Source organism: Streptomyces sp. NPDC102402 (assembly GCF_044765765.1).
GTDB lineage: Bacteria > Actinomycetota > Actinomycetes > Streptomycetales > Streptomycetaceae > Streptomyces.
In genome coordinates this window covers 387121-404091 of the sequence record NZ_JBIWKR010000005.1, presented here as the reverse complement: position 1 = coordinate 404091, position 16971 = coordinate 387121, and the positions used below count along the sequence as shown (strand labels likewise).

Below are 16971 nucleotides of genomic sequence, written 5' to 3'. Positions count from 1 at the left end.
CCCATGCCGCGCAAGCAGCTCCACCTCAACGCCTTCCTGATGTCCACCGGCCACCACGAGGCGTCCTGGCGGCTCCCCGAGAGCAACGCCGGGGCCGACGCCGACCTGGAGCACTTCAGGAACCTGGCCCGCATCGCCGAACGCGGGCTCCTGGACTCGCTGTTCCTCGCCGACGGACCCGTTCTCATGGGCGATCCCGGCCGCCGCCCCGCCGCCAAGCTGGAACCCACCGTGCTGCTCACCGCGCTCGCCGGGGTCACCGAGCGCATCGGCCTGATCGCCACCGCCTCCACCAGCTACAACGAGCCGTACAACCTGGCCCGCCGCTTCGCCTCGCTGGACCACATCTCCGGCGGACGCGCCGGCTGGAACATCGTCACCACCGCCGGCGCCGACGCGGCCCGCAACTTCGGCCTCGACGACACGCCGCCGCACCGTGACCGCTACCGGCGCGCCGCCGAGTTCGTCGAGGTGTCCACGAAGCTCTGGGACAGCTGGGCGGACGACGCGGTCGTGGCCGACAAGGAGGCCGGTGTGCACGCGCTGGCCGACCGCGTCCGCAGCATCGGCCACATCGGTGAGTTCTTCCGCGTCGACGGCCCGCTCAACGTGCAACGCCCGCCCCAGGGGCACCCGTTGCTCGTGCAGGCCGGGTCCAGCGAGGACGGCAGGGACTTCGCGGCCCGCTACGCGGAAGCGGTCTTCACCGCGCAGCAGACCCTCGAGGAGGGCGTCGCCTTCTACAAGGACGTCAAGCGGCGCGCCGAGGCGCTGGGCCGTGATCCCGACGGCATCAAGATCCTTCCCGGCATCGTCCCGGTCATCGGCGACACCGAGTCCGAGGCGCTGGAGCTGGACGCCGAGCTCGACCGGCTCATCGTCCCGGAGTACGCCAAGCGCCAGCTCGCCAGGACGCTGAAGCTCGACCCGGCCGATCTCCACCTCGACAGGGAGCTCCCCGGGGACCTCCCCGACGAGGACGAGATCGAGGGGGCCAAGAGCCGCTACACCCTGGTCGTCGAGCTGGCCCGCCGGGAGCGGCTGACCGTGCGGCAGCTCATCGGCAGACTCGGAGGAGGGCGCGGCCACCGCACCTTCGCGGGGACGGCCGAGCAGGTCGCCGACACCATCGAGCACTGGTACGACAGCGGGGCGGCCGACGGGTTCAACATCATGCCCGCCGTGCTCCCCTCCGGCCTCGAGGTCTTCGTGGACCGGGTCGTCCCGATCCTCCAGGAGCGGGGCCTGTTCCGCACCGAGTACACCGGGGCCACCCTGCGTGAGCACTACGGGCTGCCCAGGCCCGCCAACCGCCTGTTCGACACCGTCACCGGCCTGGCCACGACCGGGGCACGGTGACCGACGGTCCGGCCCAGCTCCTCCGCCAGGACCGGACCGGGCACCGGGGCGCGCGGGCCGGCCCGATCCGCTAGCCCTCCGTCTGCCGCGCCGGATACACGGAGAGGGAGAACGAGTGCCCGGCAGGATCGGTGTAGACGCGGACGTCGCGCGGGCCGCTGTTGGTGTCCCCCGTGTCCACGGGCCGGGCGCCGAGGCCGATCGCCTCGCGCTCGGCCTCGTCCATGTCTCCCGGGTCCACCAGGATGCGCAGATGCGCCTGCTGGGAGTCCTCCGGGCGCGGCCAGCTCGGCGGCGCGTAGCCGTGGTCGCGCCGGACGGCCAGATGCACACCGGGGTTGCCGACGATCTCGACGAAGTCGGGATCGCTCCCGATCCGCGTCTCCGCGTCGAGGAGAGCCGCGTAGAAGTGCGCGAGCTCCATGGGTTCGGCGCAGTCCAGGACCAGAACGCTCGTTTTCCCGACAGTCATGCTCCATCGCTACCCCCGATAGGGCGTCACACGCCGGTCGCGCCGGGCAACGTCCAGATGGCTAAAGGCAGTTCGACGGAGGGCTCTGATCTTCTTCATGGGTTCAACCCATCGACTTCACCATATCTTCACTGGCAGCATGTGGGGATGACCCGTATGGCCAAGGGGGCCAACACCCCTGTCCCGGCTGCCCCGCTCCGTGTGGCGGTCTGCCGCCGGCACGTCCCAGGCACCCCCGTGGTGGACGCCTCCGTCCTGCTGCTCGACGCGAACGGCACGGTGCGCGGCGATCACGACCTCGTCTTCTACAACCAGCCCACCCACCCGTCGGGCACGGTCCGCCACATGGGTGCGGTGGAGGGAGGCGGACAGATCGCCGACTGGCTGGAGCTCGACCTCCCGCGGATCGAACCCGCGGTGCGGCGCCTGGTGATCGCGGCATCGTGCGAGGGGGGCGCCTTCGGGCAGGTGCCGGACCTCTCCCTGCAGACGCTGGCTCCGGACGGGTCGACCGCCGCGTACTTCGCGGTGACGGACGCCACCACGGAGACGGCCTTCGTCCTGGGGGAGTTCTACCGGCGCGACGGCGGATGGAAGTTCCGGGCCGTGGGCCAGGGATACGCCTCCGGGCTCGCAGGCCTCGCCACGGACTTCGGGATCGCCGTGAAGGAGAGCGCACCCGCGCAGCCCGCCGTGCCGCAGGCGGGCCCCGCGCCCGCACCGGCCTCCACGCGGCATGCCGCCCCGCCGGCGCAGGCGCCGCGGGACGCCGTCCCGTTCTCCTTCGGCCCGGAGTTCCCGCCCGTCGTACGACGCGGGCGGGGCGGCGACGTCATCACGGTCGACGAGCCCATCGGCCGCGGGCCGGTCCTCGTCGAGGCCTGGTACGAGGGCGACGGCTACTTCGCGGCCCATACGCTCGACGTCCGGAACCGGGAGGACGAACTCCTCTTCAACACCACCGTCCCCGGATTCCGCGGACGGGCGCTCACCCACCACCCGGGCGACCGCGCACTGCGGCTGCGCGTCGAGGCGGACGACGCGTGGACCGTGGTCGTCCAGCCCGTCTCCGCCGCCCGGCACCTGAGCGACGGCGTCCAGGGGACCGGCCCCGACGTGCTCGTGTACACGGGGACCGCCGCCGACGTGGACGCCGCGTACTCCGGGGACGAGGAGGGCGACGGCTGCTTCGCCGTCTGGTGCGTCGAACCCGCCCGGAACCCCGAGCAGGACATCGGCGACCTCCTGATCAACGAGATCGGAGCGCTGCGCCACACCGTACCCATCCCCGACGGCCCCCTGGTGCTGCGCATCGAGGCCGACGGTCCGTGGAGTCTCGGCGTCCGGCCCCTGCCGGTGCCCGACCGGGCGGCCGAGCAGGCCACCGGGGTCCGGACGGGCCGCGGCCGGGCCCTCGTCACGCTCACCAACCCGACCCCCGGACGCCCCGCCCTCCTCGACTACGCCATCCAGGGCGACGGGGCGGTGTTCGGCTACACCGTCCAGATCATCGACGAGTACGGCGACGGCGAACAACTCCTGCGGGGCGGCCAGGACGGGCGGCGCGGCAGGACCCTGCTCTTCCGCAACGGCGAGAGCGAGGTCGGCCTCGGCATCGAGGACGCCGCCGACTGGCGGCTCGGTCTGCGTCCCGTCGAGGAGGCCGCCGTGCTCACCGGCCCGGCCCAGGGCACCGGCAGCGAGGTGTTCCGGTACGACGGCCCGCCCGCACTGCTCGGCCTGCGCAGGACCGCCGGCGGCGACGGCCCGCTCGCCGCCCGCACCGTCCAGGCGCACGGCAGGACCGTCATCTCCGTGGACACCTGCGGCCGGCGCCGCCCCGCCGCCGGACCGCTGTGGGTGTCGGGAGCCGGTCACTGCTACGTCCTGGTCGGAGCCGAGGAACACACCGGCTGGCACATCGAGCCGACCGGTCTCCAGGACGTGCCGGTGCTCGACGGCACGGTGTCGGGCCACGGATACGGGGTCGTGCACCACCCCGGCCCGGAGACCGACGTCATGGTCACGCACGAGCCCCGGAGCGGACTCGACCTGCTGGTCGTCTGGGCCCTGGACGAACGTCTCGAACCGGTGCGCAGGGTGAGCACGGGCACCGGCCTGCAACGGCTCCCCTCCGGTTTCCTCCAGATCAGGACCACGGGCCGCTGGACCCTCGGGGTGCACGGCTGACAGGGGCGCGCCGTCCGGGCGCACGGCGCGCCCGGGATGACGATCGGCGGACCGCGGCCTAGGGTGCGGACCATGGCAGCGAGCGCGGAGGACCGGGACACAGACGCTTCCGGTCCGGGCCCCTCCGACCCCCGTCGATGGCGTGCCCTGGCCGTCTGCCTGGTGGCGGGCTTCATGACCCTGCTGGACGTCTCCATCGTCAACGTGGCGCTGCCGTCCATCAAGGAGGGCCTCGACACCCCGGAGTCCGACCTCCAGTGGGTGCTGTCCGGCTACGCCCTCGCCTTCGGCCTCGTCCTCATTCCGGGCGGCCGCCTCGGCGACGCCCGGGGGCGCCGCGCGGTGTTCATGTGGGGGCTGGCCCTCTTCACGCTGGCCTCCGCGGCCTGCGGTGCCGCCCAGTCCAGCCTCTGGCTCGTCATCGCCCGGCTCCTCCAGGGCGCGGCGGGAGGACTGCTCTCCCCCCAGATCTCCGCGCTCATCCAGCAGATGTTCTCCGGACGGGAGCGGGGCCGCGCCTTCGGCATGTTCGGCACCGTGGTCGGCATCTCCACCGCCGTCGGCCCGCTGCTGGGCGGCCTGCTGATCCAGGGAGCGGGGGCGCAGGAGGGCTGGCGCTGGGTGTTCTACGTCAACCTGCCGATCGGGATCGTCTGCCTCCTGCTGGCCAGACGCCTCCTCCCCGACACCCCGTCGGCCACCCGGGTCCGCCCGCGCGACCTGGATCCCGTCGGCGTCCTGCTGCTCGGGGCGGGAGTCCTCGCCCTGCTGCTGCCCTTCGTCCAGGCCCAGCAGTGGCCCGGCAACGGCAAGTGGCTGCTGGTCCCGGTCGCCGCTGCCCTGCTCGGGGCGTTCGTCGCCTGGGAGTCCCGCTGCGCGCGGCGCAACGTCCAGCCGGTGCTGAACCTGTCGCTCTTCCGGCTCCGGTCCTTCTGGCTGGGCTGTCTGATGATCCTGCTGTACTTCGCCGGATTCACCTCGATCTTCTTCATCAGCACCCTCTACCTGCAGTCCGGGCTCCACTACAGCGCCCTGGAAGCCGGCCTCGCCATCACCCCGTTCGCGCTGGGCGCCGGCGCGTCGGCGAGCCTCGGCGGCAGGCTCGTCGGCCGCTTCGGACGTCCCCTCATCGTCGTCGGACTCACCATGGTGGCCGTCGGACTCGGGCTCACCGCGCTGGCCGCGCACCTGGTGCCGGGGAGAGGCGCCGGGCTCGCCATGGCGGCCCCGCTGCTGCTGGCCGGACTGGGCAGCGGACTCGTCATCGCGCCCAACCAGACCCTCACCCTCTCCGAGGTGCCGGTGAACAACGCGGGCAGCGCGGGGGGCACCCTCCAGACCAGCCAGCGCGTCGGCTCGTCCATCGGCATCGCCGCCGTCGGCTCGGTCTTCTTCGCGCAACTGGGCGCCGGCGACTGGGCGGACGCCTACGACCACGGGCTCCTCGTCTCGGTCGCGTTCGTCCTCGCGGGCCTGATCGTGGCGCTCGCGGACGTCGTGGCGGGCAGGCGGGGAAGGAGACGTTCCAAGGCGTCCGGCGCCGCCGGCGCCGACACCACCGACGCAGACGCCCCGAGGGGAACACCATGAGCGACACCGAGGACCGGGAGCAGGACGGGAACACCTCGTACGGCCACAAGCCCTTCAAGCGCTCCCGCAGCCACTTCGCCGACCGCATCACCGCCGACGGCCGTGACGGCTGGCCCGTCGAGGCCGGCCGCTACCGCCTGGTCGTCAGCCGCGCCTGCCCCTGGGCGAGCCGCGCCCTGGTCTCACGGAGGCTGCTGGGACTGGAGAGCGCCCTCTCCCTGGCCGTCGCCGACCCCGTTCAGGACGACCGCAGCTGGCGCTTCACCCTCGACGAGGGCGGCAAGGACCCGGTGCTCGGCATCGGATACCTGAGCGAGGCCTACGACGCACGCGAGCGCGGCTACCCGGGCGGGGTCAGCGTGCCGGCGATCGTCGACGTACCGACCAGGGCCCTGGTCACCAACGACTACCAGCGGATCACACTGGACCTGGCCACCGAATGGACGGCCCTGCACCGCCCCGGCGCACCCGATCTCTACCCGGAGCCGCTGCGCGACGAGATCGACACCGTGATGGACGGGATCTACCGGGACGTCAACAACGGTGTCTACCGCGCGGGCTTCGCCGCCGGACAGGGTGAGTACGAAGCGGCGTACGTCGACGTGTTCCGCCGCCTGGACCTGGTCTCCGAACGCCTCGCCGGGCAGCGCTACCTGGTCGGGGACACGATCACCGAGGCCGACATCCGGCTGTTCACCACCCTGGTGCGCTTCGACGCCGTCTACCACGGGCACTTCAAGTGCAACCGCTCCAAGCTCGCCGAGGACCCGGTCCTGTGGGCGTACGTCCGTGACCTCTACCAGACCCCCGGCTTCGGCGACACCGTCGACTTCGACCACATCAAGCGGCACTACTACCAGGTGCACACCGGCATCAACCCGACCGGCATCGTGCCGCTCGGCCCCGACCTGTCCGGCTGGACGGCCCCGCACCACCGGGAGCAGCTGGGCGGCCGCCCGTTCGGGGACGGCACCCCGCCCGGCCCGGTGCCGCCGGGCGAGGAGGTCCCGGCACGAGGGCGCCCCTGACCCGGTCACTCCACCCGCGGCGGCGGCGCGGCGTTCGCGGTCGCCAGGGGAGAGCGCGCGAGGACGACGCAGCCGACGGTGATCAGGGCCAGCCCGGCCAGCTCGGGCAGCAGCCACCACCCGGTCCGCAGCTCCTCGCCGAACAGGGTCAGTCCGTAGGCGATGCTGATGAGGGCGTCCCCGATCGTCAGCATCGGCTGCACCGCCACCAGCGAACCGGCCTGGAGGGCGTTCTGGAGGAGGAACAGGGCGCCCACCCCGGCCACCGCGGTCGCGTACAGCTGCCAGGCCGTCAGCAGGCCGGTCGCGCCGTCGCTCTCCAGCCGGGACATGGCGTCCTTCATCAGCGCGGCCGTCAGCGCGTACCCACAGGCCGCGGCCAGTCCCAGCAGCGCGGCCCGGGCGTTGCCGGACGTGCCCAGCGCCGCGCCGACCAGCACCGTCTCGAAGAGCCCGGTCGCCACCAGCGCGGGGATCCAGGCCGCGCCCTGGACGGCCTCGCTGCCGCCCACCGGCGCGGCCGCGGCCATACCGAGAGCCAGGCCGGCCGTCACGGCGGCCACTCCGGCCCAGACGGGGCGCGTTACCCCCACCCGCATGACGAACCCGGCGACGACCAGGGTCGCGGGCAGCTCGATCACGAAGATCGGCTGGACCACGGCGATGGGACCCGTGGCCAGGGCGGCCGCCTGGCACACGGCCGCCACGATCACGAGCGCGATCCCGCAGAGCCAGACCTTCTGCCGCATCAGGTGCCCGATCAGCGACAGGCGCATCGCCTCGCTGTCGGGCACCTCGAGAGCGGCGCGGCGCTGCAGCACCGAGGCGGTGCCGTTGCTGAGGGCGGTCAGGACCGCGAACAGGACACTGATCACCGCCCCATCATGAGGGCGGGCGCCGTCCTGTCCGCGCTGCCGTGGACCGTGGGGGTGTCGCCCGTTCCTCCCCGCACCGCTAGGGCCCCGCGTAGTGTGCGGACCATGGCCTCCGCGAACGCTCCCGTGCTCTCCACCCGCGCACTGAACAGGGCGACGATGGAGCGCCAGTTGCTGCTCCGTCGCACCGCCGTGCCGGTGAAGGACGCCGTCAGCCGACTGGTCGGCCTTCAGGCACAGAACACCAGGCCGCCCTACTTCCAGCTCTTCTCACGGCTGGAGGGCTTCGACCCGGCAGCCCTCTCGGCGCTGATGGAGTCCCGCGAGGTGGTCAGGATCGTCACCCTGCGCTCCACCATCCACACCCACACCGCCGAGGACGCCCTCACACTGCGCCCCCTGGTCCAGCCGGCCCGCGACCGGGAGCTGAACATGTTCCGGAGCGGGCTCGCCGGTGTCGACCTGGACCGGCTCGCCACGCTCGCCAGGAAGCTCGTCGAGGAACGGCCGCGCACCATGAAGGAGTTGCGGGAGGAACTGCGCCTCCACTGGCCCGACGCCGACCCGCAGTCCCTCGGTGTCGCCGCCCGGTGCCGGCTGCCGCTGGTCCAGGTCACGCCCCGGGGGCTGTGGGGGCGCAGCGGCCAGGTCGCCCTCACGACCGCCGAGCACTGGCTGGACAGGCCGCCGCAGCCGGCGGCCTCGCCCGACGCGACCGTGCTGCGCTACCTCGGTGCCTTCGGTCCGGCCTCGGTGAAGGACCTGCAGATGTGGGCCGGACTCACCCGGATGCGGGAGGTCTTCGAGCGTCTGCGGCCCGGTCTGGCCACCTTCCGCGACGAGAGCGGCGTCGAACTCTTCGACCTGCCCGACGCCCCGCGCCCCGACCCGGAGACCCCGGCCCCGCCCCGCTTCCTCCCGGAGTTCGACAACGTCCTGCTCGGCCACGCCGACCGCACCAGGGTGATCCCGCCCGCCTACAAGGGGCGGAACGGCGTGGGCAACCAGGCCTACGGCACGGTCCTGGCCGACGGCTTCCTGGCGGCGGTCTGGCGCCTGGACAAGACCGCGGACGAGGCGGTCGTCACCGTACAGGCCCTGGGAGACCTGGGGTCGGAGACCCGCGACGCGATCACCCGGGAGGCACTCGCCATGCTGGAGGTGATGGCCCCGGCACCCGCCCATGACATCCGGTTCGCCACGTTCGTCGACTTCGGGGACTGACCACCCCCGCTCCGCCCGTCGAGGCCACGTCCTCCAGCCGCTACGGCAACAGCCCCGCGCGGCGTGCCGCCACAACGGCCTCCAACCGGGTGTGCGCGCCCAGCTTCCGCATCGCGGACCGCAGATAGCTCTTGACGGTCTCCGGCCGCAGCCCCAGCCTCTCGCCCGCCGTGGCGTTGGTGGCGCCCGACGCGACGCACGCGATCACATCCACCTCGCGCGGCGCGAGCCGTACCCGCCCGGCGGACGGGCCGCGCTCCGGTCCCGCGGCCGACGCGAGGCGCCCGCACACCGCGAGCAGTTCGTCGCGCAACGCGGGGTCCACGATCCTCGGGGCCAGGGCACGCAGTTCGCGGTGCGCCTCGCGCACGTCCTCCCAGCTGCCGGGCCCGGCACCCGGATCGGCGATCTGCTCCCGGGTGGACGCCAGGAGCCGCTGCACCTCGTCGCGGACGGCGAGGGCCTGCTCCACGTCCCTCGCCGCCGAGGCCACCGCGTCGAACGTACGGTCGCCGAGTGTCAGCGGTTCACGCAGTGCTCCGTACAGCACACCGCGCACCGCCCGGCGTACGACGACCGGCACCGCGACGACCGATCGCAGGCCCTCCGCCGCGACGGCCGTGTCGTACTCGTGGCTGATGTGGCGCGACGAGGGGTAGTCCGTGACCGCGCACGGCCGCGACAGGGCGATCGCCTTTCCGCCGAGCCCACTCCCCGCGGAGATGACGAGCCCGCGCAGCGCGGGGGTCTGCGCCCCGCTCAGCTCGGCGATCCGGGCGTGGCGGGCGTCGGACAGCAGCCCGCCGAAGACGACCGGCAGCCCGCTCGTCCGCCGCAGGCCCAGCAGGGCGGAGCGCAGCTCGGTCGCCTCGCCCGGTTCCGGCACGCCGCTGTCTCCCCGTTCCGTCGGCCCCACCCCCGTTCGGGGGTGGTGAGATCTGGGTCACTGTTCACATGATGTTAAAGGACGGGTTCGCGACGAGGAGGGCACATGCCGGCAACGAGTGCGACGGAGACGTTCCGGGCGGCCCGGGACTTCCTGATCGAGCACCGGGAGGACTACACCACGGCGTACGAGGGCTTCACCTGGCCCAGGCCCGACCACTTCAACTGGGCACTCGACTGGTTCGACGTCATCGCCGAGGGGAACGACCGCACCGCCCTGCACATCGTGGAGGAGGACGGCGGACGCACCGAGGTCTCCTTCGCCTGGATGGCGGCCCGCTCCGACCGGGCGGCGAACTGGCTGCGGGAGCAGGGCGTGGCCGCGGGCGACCGCATCCTCGTCATGCTCGGCAACCAGGTGGAGCTGTGGGAGACGGCGCTGGCCGCCATGAAGCTGCGCGCCGTCGTCATCCCCGCCACCCCGCTGCTGGGCCCGGTGGACCTGCGTGACCGGGTCGAACGCGGCAGGGTCCGGCACGTCCTCGTACGGTCGGCGGACGCGGCGAAGTTCGACGAGGTGCCCGGTGACTACACCCGGATCGCCGTCGGCGACGACGTCGAGGGCTGGCTCTCCTACGGCGACGCCGACGAGGCGTCCGAGAGCTTCACGGCGGACCGGGAGACGGACGCGGGCGAACCCCTGATGCTCTACTTCACCTCGGGCACCACGGCCAGTCCGAAGCTCGTCGAGCACACCCATGTCTCCTACCCCGTGGGCCACCTGTCCACGATGTACTGGATCGGCCTCAAGCCGGGCGACGTCCACCTGAACATCTCCTCGCCCGGCTGGGCGAAGCACGCCTGGTCGAACCTCTTCGCGCCGTGGAGTGCCGAGGCCACGGTCTTCGTCTTCAACTACACCCGGTTCGACGCCGCCCGGCTGATGGCGGAGATGGACCGCTCGGCGATCACCAGCTTCTGCGCCCCGCCGACGGTCTGGCGGATGCTCATCCAGGCCGACCTCGCGCAGCTCAAGGTGCCGCCGCGCGAGGTCGTCGCGGCCGGTGAGCCGCTCAACCCCGAGGTCATCGAGAGCGTCCGGCGGGCCTGGGGGGTCACCATCCGCGACGGCTTCGGCCAGACGGAGACCGCGGTGCAGGTGGCCAACACACCGGGACAGCTGCTCAAGGCGGGCTCCATGGGGCGGCCAAGTCCCGGATTCAAGGTCGAGCTGCTGGACCCGGTCTCCGGCGAGCCCGGCGCGGCGGAGGGCGAGATCGCCCTGGATCTGGCCGCGGCCCCGGTCGGCCTGATGACCGGCTACCACGGTGACCCGGAGCGCACGGCCGAGGCCATGGCGGGCGGCTACTACCGCACGGGTGACATCGGCGCCCGGGACGCGGACGGCTACATCACCTACGTGGGCCGCGCCGACGACGTGTTCAAGGCCTCCGACTACAAGATCTCGCCGTTCGAGCTGGAGAGCGCCCTGCTGGAGCACGAGGCGGTCGCGGAGGCGGCGGTGGTGCCCGCGCCCGACCCGGTGCGGCTCTCCGTACCGAAGGCGTACGTCGTGCTCGCCGAGGGCTGGGAGCCCGGGTCCGGCACGGCCGAGGTGCTCTTCGAGCACTCCAGGGCGGTCCTCGCCCCGTACAAGCGCATCCGCAGGCTGGAGTTCGCGGAACTCCCCAAGACCGTCTCGGGGAAGATCCGCAGGATCGAACTGCGCGAACGGACCGCGCGGGGGACCGGTACCGAGTTCCACGAGGGGGACCCGCGATGAGCGACCTCTCCTACGCGCACGGCACGAGCACCACGGCGCTGCTCGGCGACACGATCGGACGCAACCTGGACCGGGCGGTCGAGGCGTTCGGGGAGCGCGAGGCGCTGGTCGACGTCACGTCCGGACGCCGGTGGACCTACGCCGGGTTCGGCGCCGACGTCGATGAGCTGGCCCGCGGTCTGATGGCGTCCGGGGTGGCCAAGGGCGACCGGGTCGGCATCTGGGCGGTCAACTGTCCCGAGTGGGTCCTCGTCCAGTACGCCACGGCCCGCATCGGGGCCGTCATGGTCAACATCAACCCGGCCTACCGCGCCCATGAGCTGGAGTACGTGCTGAACCAGGCGGGCATCTCCGTCCTGGTCGCCTCGCTCGCCCACCGCACCAGCGACTACCGCGCGCTCGTGGGACAGGTCCGCGCCGACTGCCCCGGCCTGCGGTCCGTCCACTACATCGGTGATCCGTCCTGGGACGAGCTGACGGCCGCCTCCGCAGGCGTGACGGCGGAGCAACTGGCGGCGCGTGAGGCGGAGCTGTCCTGCGACGACGCGATCAACATCCAGTACACCTCCGGGACCACCGGATTCCCCAAGGGGGCCACGCTCTCCCACCACAACATCCTCAACAACGGCTATTCCGTGGGGGAGATGGTCGCCTACACCGAGCAGGACCGGGTCTGTCTGCCCGTGCCGTTCTACCACTGCTTCGGCATGGTCATGGGAAATCTCGGCATCACCTCGCACGGCGCCTGCATCGTGATCCCCGCACCCGCCTTCGAGCCCGCGGCGGTGCTGGCCGCCGTCCAGCAGGAGCGCTGCACCTCGCTCTACGGCGTGCCCACGATGTTCATCGCGGAGCTCGACCTCCCAGGCTTCGCCTCGTACGACCTGTCCTCGCTGCGCACGGGGATCATGGCCGGATCGCCGTGCCCGGTCGAGGTGATGAAGAGGGTCGTCGCGGAGATGCACATGGACGAGGTGTCCATCTGCTACGGCATGACGGAGACCTCACCCGTCTCCACCCAGACCCGCCGGGACGACGACCTGGAACGTCGCACGGGCACGGTCGGCCGGGTGATGCCGCACATCGAGGTGAAGGTGACGGACCCGGTGACGGGTGTGACCCTGCCGCGCGGCGAGGCCGGTGAACTGTGCACCCGGGGCTACAGCGTGATGCTCGGTTACTGGGACCAGCCGGAGCGCACCGCCGAAGTCGTCGACGCGGGACGCTGGATGCACACGGGCGACCTCGCGGTGATGCGGGAGGGCGGCTACGTCCAGATCGTCGGCCGGATCAAGGACATGATCATCCGTGGGGGTGAGAACGTCTACCCGCGCGAGATCGAGGAGTTCCTCCACGGCCACCCCAAGATCGCTGACGTCCAGGTGGTCGGGGTGCCGGACGAGAGGTTCGGCGAGGAGGTCCTGGCCTGTGTCATCCCCCGGGATCCGGCCGACCCGCCGACGCTCGACGAGGTGACGGAGTACTGCCGTGAACGACTGGCGCACTACAAGGTCCCTCACGCGCTGCGGATCCTCGACGCGTTCCCGATGACCGTCAGCGGAAAGGTCCGGAAGGTCGAACTGCGGGAAGGGTACGGCGCGTAGCCCCCGGGCCGCGGCCGGGGGATCAGGCGGCCTCTATGACACCGGAGCCTATGTCCTGGGTCGCGGCGGCCCACTCGATGAGCAGTACCTCGTACTCCGCGGCCTCCATGGGAGTCCAGTCCTGGCCTGCCCGCGAGTCGACGAGGGCACGGATCGCGTCGTTGGCCTCCACGGCGGACGGGTGGGCGGGCTGGGTCAGGAACACAGGGGTGGAATGGGTGGAAAGCCGGGGAGTTAAGACCATGCCTTCACTCTACGTCCTCATACTGACAACAGCTCGAACATATGCGGCTGGCAGGGCACAGGTGACCGAAATCATTCGACGGGGCCCGGTGGCCGGGGTCCGGCGCTGACCAACTCGTCCGCGGGGCCGTTCACCGGCTGCGGTGTGCCGGTGAGGTCCAGGACGAACAGCGGGATCGCGAGGCCGTCCGCCCGCGCGCGGGCCTCGTCCGTGTAGCCGGCCAGTGAGAACAGCACGCTGGACACCGATGTGTTCAGGGCGTTCAGCCAGAGGCACTCGACGTCGCGCAGGGCCGTCGGCCGTGTGGTCGCGTCGACCTGGGCGATGAGGCCGGCGGCCCTGAGATCGATCCGGGAGCTGGGTCTCGCCTCGGGCTGGACGACGTCGCGGAAGCCCAGCCACCTCAGGTAGAGCGCGGAGGTGTTCACCGCGTCGCGGGCCGTGCGTATCACCAGTGGCCGGAAGGAGGGCCGCGGGTGGGCGGCCGTGCGCGGCAGCGGTATGTGCGACGGGCCGGGCGCACGGGCCGTGGTGGGCGGCGGCTCGGCGCCACGCGTGGCCACCGGGCGGACGGGGACCCGCAGCACCGCCCCGCAGGGGCAGCAGAGTTCGGGGTGGGGCCACTGGTCGCGCCGCCCGCAGGAGTGGCAGCGCACGCTCACCCAGTCGTCGTTCCAGGTGCGGTGCGTGATGAGCACGGCCGGGGCGCCGCGCATCAGCGGCGGGGCCGTCGGGGAGCCGCAGGGGCAGGGGTACACCGGCGTGATGTACGCGTGATCCCGACGGCAGACCGGGCAGCGCACCGGTACGGACTCCACGTGCTGCCCCTTCCTCCCGCCTGGCCGGCGGTGACCGCGTTCCGTATCCCCATCGTCCACCAGGAGCGACGTCCGGGTGAACGGAATCGCGCACTTCGGCCCGGTCGCGGGGTCCTTCTCCCGGCCTCCCTTGACGACGGTCCGGGGCGGCCCTAAATTGATTCCACATAGCAGAACTGAATTTCCACAATACGGAATTGGTGCTCTCAGGTGGCGCGACAGAGCCCGACTCCACCAGGTCCGATCAGGAGCACTCATGCCTCGTATGACCGCTGCCCGAGCGGCAGTTGAGATCCTCAAGCGCGAAGGCGTCAGCAACGCGTTCGGTGTGCCGGGTGCGGCGATCAACCCGTTCTACGCGGCCCTCAAGGCCTCCGGCGGCGTCCAGCACACCCTCGCCCGCCACGTCGAGGGCGCCTCCCACATGGCGGAGGGCTACACCCGTGCCACGGCAGGGAACATCGGCGTCTGCATCGGCACGTCGGGCCCCGCGGGCACCGACATGATCACCGGGCTCTACTCGGCCATCGCCGACTCGATCCCGATCCTCTGCATCACCGGCCAGGCGCCCACCGCCGTCCTCCACAAGGAGGACTTCCAGGCCGTCGACATCGCCTCGATCGCCGCCCCGGTGACCAAGGCCGCGACCACCGTCCTGGAGGCCGCACAGGTCCCGGGCGTCTTCCAGCAGGCCTTCCACCTGATGCGCACCGGGCGGCCGGGGCCGGTCCTCATCGACCTGCCGATCGACGTGCAGCTCACCGAGATCGAGTTCGACCCCGAGCTGTACGAACCTCTGCCGGTCCACAAGCCCGCCGCGAGCCGCAGGCAGATCGAGCGGGCCGTCGAGATGCTCAACGCCTCCGAGCGGCCGCTGCTCGTCGCGGGCGGCGGCATCATCAACGCCGACGCCTCCGCCCTGCTGGTGGAGTTCGCCGAGCTGACCGGGGTCCCGGTCGTCCCCACCCTGATGGGCTGGGGCATCCTCCCCGACGACCACGAGCTGAACGCCGGCATGGTCGGCCTGCAGACCTCGCACCGCTACGGCAACGCGAACTTCCTGGAGTCGGACTTCGTCCTGGGCATCGGCAACCGCTGGGCCAACCGCCACACCGGCAAGCTGGACGTCTACACCCAGGGCCGTACCTTCGTCCACGTCGACATCGAGCCCACCCAGCTGGGCAAGATCTTCGCCCCGGACCTCGGCATCGCCTCCGACGCGAAGGCCGCTCTGGAGCTCTTCGTCGAGGTCGCGCGCGAGCTGAAGGCCGAGGGGAAGCTGAAGGACCGCGCACAGTGGGCCGCGTCCACCCAGGAGCGCAGGGCGACCCTCCAGCGGCGCACGCACTTCGACAACGTGCCGCTGAAGCCGCAGCGCGTGTACGAGGAGATGAACCGGGCGTTCGGCCCCGAGACCCGGTACGTCAGCACCATCGGCCTCTCCCAGATCGCGGGCGCGCAGATGCTGCACGTCTACCGGCCGCGCCACTGGATCAACTGCGGCCAGGCCGGCCCGCTGGGCTGGACGATCCCCGCCGCGCTCGGTGTCGCCACGGCCGACCCCGACGGCTCCGTGGTCGCCCTCTCCGGCGACTACGACTTCCAGTTCATGCTGGAGGAGCTCGCCGTCGGCGCACAGCGACGCATCCCCTACGTCCATGTCCTGGTGAACAACTCGTACCTGGGGCTCATCAGGCAGGCGCAGCGCAACTTCGACATCGACTTCCAGGTCAACCTGGAGTTCGAGAACCTCAACTCCCCGGAGCTGGGCGTCTACGGCGTGGACCACGTCAAGGTCGTCGAGGGCCTGGGCTGCAAGGCGATCCGGGTCACCGAGCCCGACCAGCTGCTGCCCGCCTTCGAGGAGGCGAAGAAGCTCGCGGCCGAGCACCGGGTGCCGGTCGTCGTCGAGGCGATCCTGGAGCGGGTCACCAACATCTCGATGAGCGGGACCGACATCGCGTCCGTCAACGAGTTCGAGGACGTCGCGTCCGAGCCGGGCCACGCCCCGACGGCGATCCGCGCGCTGACGGTGTCCTGATTCCCCGGACGACGCCGGCCTCCACGACCTCCGCGGTCGTGGAGGCCGTTGTCGTGTCCGGGCAGGGCGCCGGCCCGCCCCGCGCTCCCGGTCGCTCAGCGGGCCGTGGCGACGATGCGTCGCGGCGTGGGCCGGCGGGCCCCGGGCGGACTCGTCCCGCGCAGCCCCGGGGGCGACCGGTCGGCCACACGGCGCGGGCCCCGTGCGCACGGCCGTGCCTCATGGGGCGTCATGCGGAACACCCGCAGGTGGCCGCACCACCCGGCGCGGCCGGATCGCGTCCTACCCGAGTGCGGGCCGCGCGCGGATCCTTGGGCCATGGGGGACCTCGAGACCACCTCGTCCTGCCCGGACCCGCCCGACCGCTCCGCCGACTACTTCCAGGTGCTGTTCGAAGGCGCCACGGCGCCCGGACCGCCGGCGCCGCCCGAGTGCCCCTTCTGCGATCTCCGCCAGGACAGGTACCCGACCTCGTACACCGGGCACTGGATCCTCCTGGAACCCCGCGTCCTCGTCCCGGCCCACACCCTTCCCCCGCGGCGGCGTTGGGTCATCACCTCGACCGGGACCGCGATGAACCTGTGGGACGCCGAGCCGCTTCCCGGTGCCAGGTGCCGCGTCCCGCACCGCATCGTCTGCCCGTACCTCGTGCCCGAGGTCGGCCGGCCGTGGGTCACCGTGCTCCGGCGGCACAACCGGGAGCGCGCACAACGCCTGTTCGAACTGCCGGAGGAGGGGCTCCCGGACACCGGCTGACGCCCGCGCACACGCGTGCAGGGGTGTGGGGGGGGGGCGGCCCCCGGCGGGGCGCCCCCCCCCCCCCCCCCCCACACACCAACACCAACCCGCACCCCCCCG

General features: G+C 72.1%; 14 protein-coding genes. 9 read left to right on the top strand and 5 right to left on the bottom strand.

Going from position 1 to position 16971, the window contains the following annotated elements:
- Positions 1-3 precede the first annotated feature (3 nt).
- Entirely contained in the window at positions 4-1359 is a 1356-nt protein-coding gene (locus tag ACIRJR_RS18455) for an LLM class flavin-dependent oxidoreductase (RefSeq protein ID WP_403781381.1), read from the top strand.
- A gap of 70 nt (positions 1360-1429) precedes the next feature.
- Here ACIRJR_RS18455 and ACIRJR_RS18450 read toward each other — a convergent pair whose 3' ends face one another.
- On the bottom strand, positions 1430-1831 hold the full coding sequence (locus tag ACIRJR_RS18450; protein WP_403781378.1) for a VOC family protein: 402 nt from the start codon (positions 1829-1831) through the stop codon (positions 1430-1432).
- 147 nt (positions 1832-1978) lie between these two features.
- Between ACIRJR_RS18450 and ACIRJR_RS18445 the strand changes: the two genes are divergently transcribed.
- From ACIRJR_RS18445 to ACIRJR_RS18435, 3 genes are all read left to right on the top strand, one after another.
- Positions 1979-4021 carry a TerD family protein gene (locus ACIRJR_RS18445; protein WP_403781375.1) on the top strand — a complete coding sequence of 681 codons (2043 nt, stop codon included), beginning with the start codon at positions 1979-1981 and terminating at the stop codon, positions 4019-4021.
- A gap of 72 nt (positions 4022-4093) precedes the next feature.
- Positions 4094-5611, top strand: coding sequence for an MFS transporter (locus ACIRJR_RS18440; protein WP_403781372.1), 1518 nt, complete (start codon positions 4094-4096; stop codon positions 5609-5611).
- A complete protein-coding gene (locus tag ACIRJR_RS18435) occupies positions 5608-6639 on the top strand; it encodes a glutathione S-transferase family protein (RefSeq protein WP_403781369.1) in 1032 nt (343 codons plus the stop codon). Before ACIRJR_RS18440 ends, ACIRJR_RS18435 begins: the two co-directional genes overlap by 4 nt.
- 5 nt (positions 6640-6644) lie before the next feature.
- Here ACIRJR_RS18435 and ACIRJR_RS18430 read toward each other — a convergent pair whose 3' ends face one another.
- Positions 6645-7514, bottom strand: a complete 870-nt coding sequence (locus ACIRJR_RS18430) for a DMT family transporter (RefSeq protein ID WP_403781366.1) — start codon at positions 7512-7514, stop codon at positions 6645-6647.
- Between the two features lie 105 nt (positions 7515-7619).
- Here ACIRJR_RS18430 and ACIRJR_RS18425 point away from each other — a divergent pair, with 105 nt between their 5' ends.
- Positions 7620-8738, top strand: a complete 1119-nt coding sequence (locus ACIRJR_RS18425) for a winged helix DNA-binding domain-containing protein (protein ID WP_403781363.1) — start codon at positions 7620-7622, stop codon at positions 8736-8738.
- Between the two features lie 40 nt (positions 8739-8778).
- On the opposite strand, the gene ACIRJR_RS18420 is transcribed toward ACIRJR_RS18425, so the two are convergent.
- On the bottom strand, positions 8779-9624 hold the full coding sequence (locus ACIRJR_RS18420) for a response regulator transcription factor (RefSeq protein ID WP_403781360.1): 846 nt from the start codon (positions 9622-9624) through the stop codon (positions 8779-8781).
- Positions 9625-9729: 105 nt separating this feature from the next.
- Here ACIRJR_RS18420 and ACIRJR_RS18415 point away from each other — a divergent pair, with 105 nt between their 5' ends.
- Complete coding sequence (locus ACIRJR_RS18415; RefSeq protein ID WP_403781357.1) at positions 9730-11406, top strand: AMP-binding protein; 1677 nt, start codon at positions 9730-9732, stop codon at positions 11404-11406.
- The gene (locus ACIRJR_RS18410) at positions 11403-13010 is read left to right on the top strand and encodes an AMP-binding protein (RefSeq protein WP_403781354.1); all 1608 of its coding nucleotides are present in this window, start codon (positions 11403-11405) and stop codon (positions 13008-13010) included. Before ACIRJR_RS18415 ends, ACIRJR_RS18410 begins: the two co-directional genes overlap by 4 nt.
- 22 nt (positions 13011-13032) lie before the next feature.
- Here the strand turns inward: ACIRJR_RS18410 and ACIRJR_RS18405 are convergent, their stop codons facing one another.
- Together ACIRJR_RS18405 and ACIRJR_RS18400 are read right to left on the bottom strand one after the other, a co-directional pair.
- Positions 13033-13254, bottom strand: coding sequence for a hypothetical protein (locus ACIRJR_RS18405; RefSeq protein ID WP_403781351.1), 222 nt, complete (start codon positions 13252-13254; stop codon positions 13033-13035).
- A 71-nt stretch (positions 13255-13325) separates the two neighbouring features.
- Positions 13326-14072 (bottom strand): hypothetical protein, encoded by a 747-nt coding sequence (locus ACIRJR_RS18400; RefSeq protein ID WP_403781348.1) that lies wholly within the window; start codon positions 14070-14072, stop codon positions 13326-13328.
- Between the two features lie 256 nt (positions 14073-14328).
- Between ACIRJR_RS18400 and gcl the strand changes: the two genes are divergently transcribed.
- Both gcl and ACIRJR_RS18390 read left to right on the top strand, forming a co-directional pair.
- Entirely contained in the window at positions 14329-16113 is a 1785-nt protein-coding gene (gene gcl, locus ACIRJR_RS18395) for a glyoxylate carboligase (RefSeq protein WP_403781345.1), read from the top strand.
- Between the two features lie 318 nt (positions 16114-16431).
- Entirely contained in the window at positions 16432-16869 is a 438-nt protein-coding gene (locus ACIRJR_RS18390) for a DUF6083 domain-containing protein (protein WP_403781342.1), read from the top strand.
- The last annotated feature ends 102 nt before the right edge of the window (positions 16870-16971 follow it).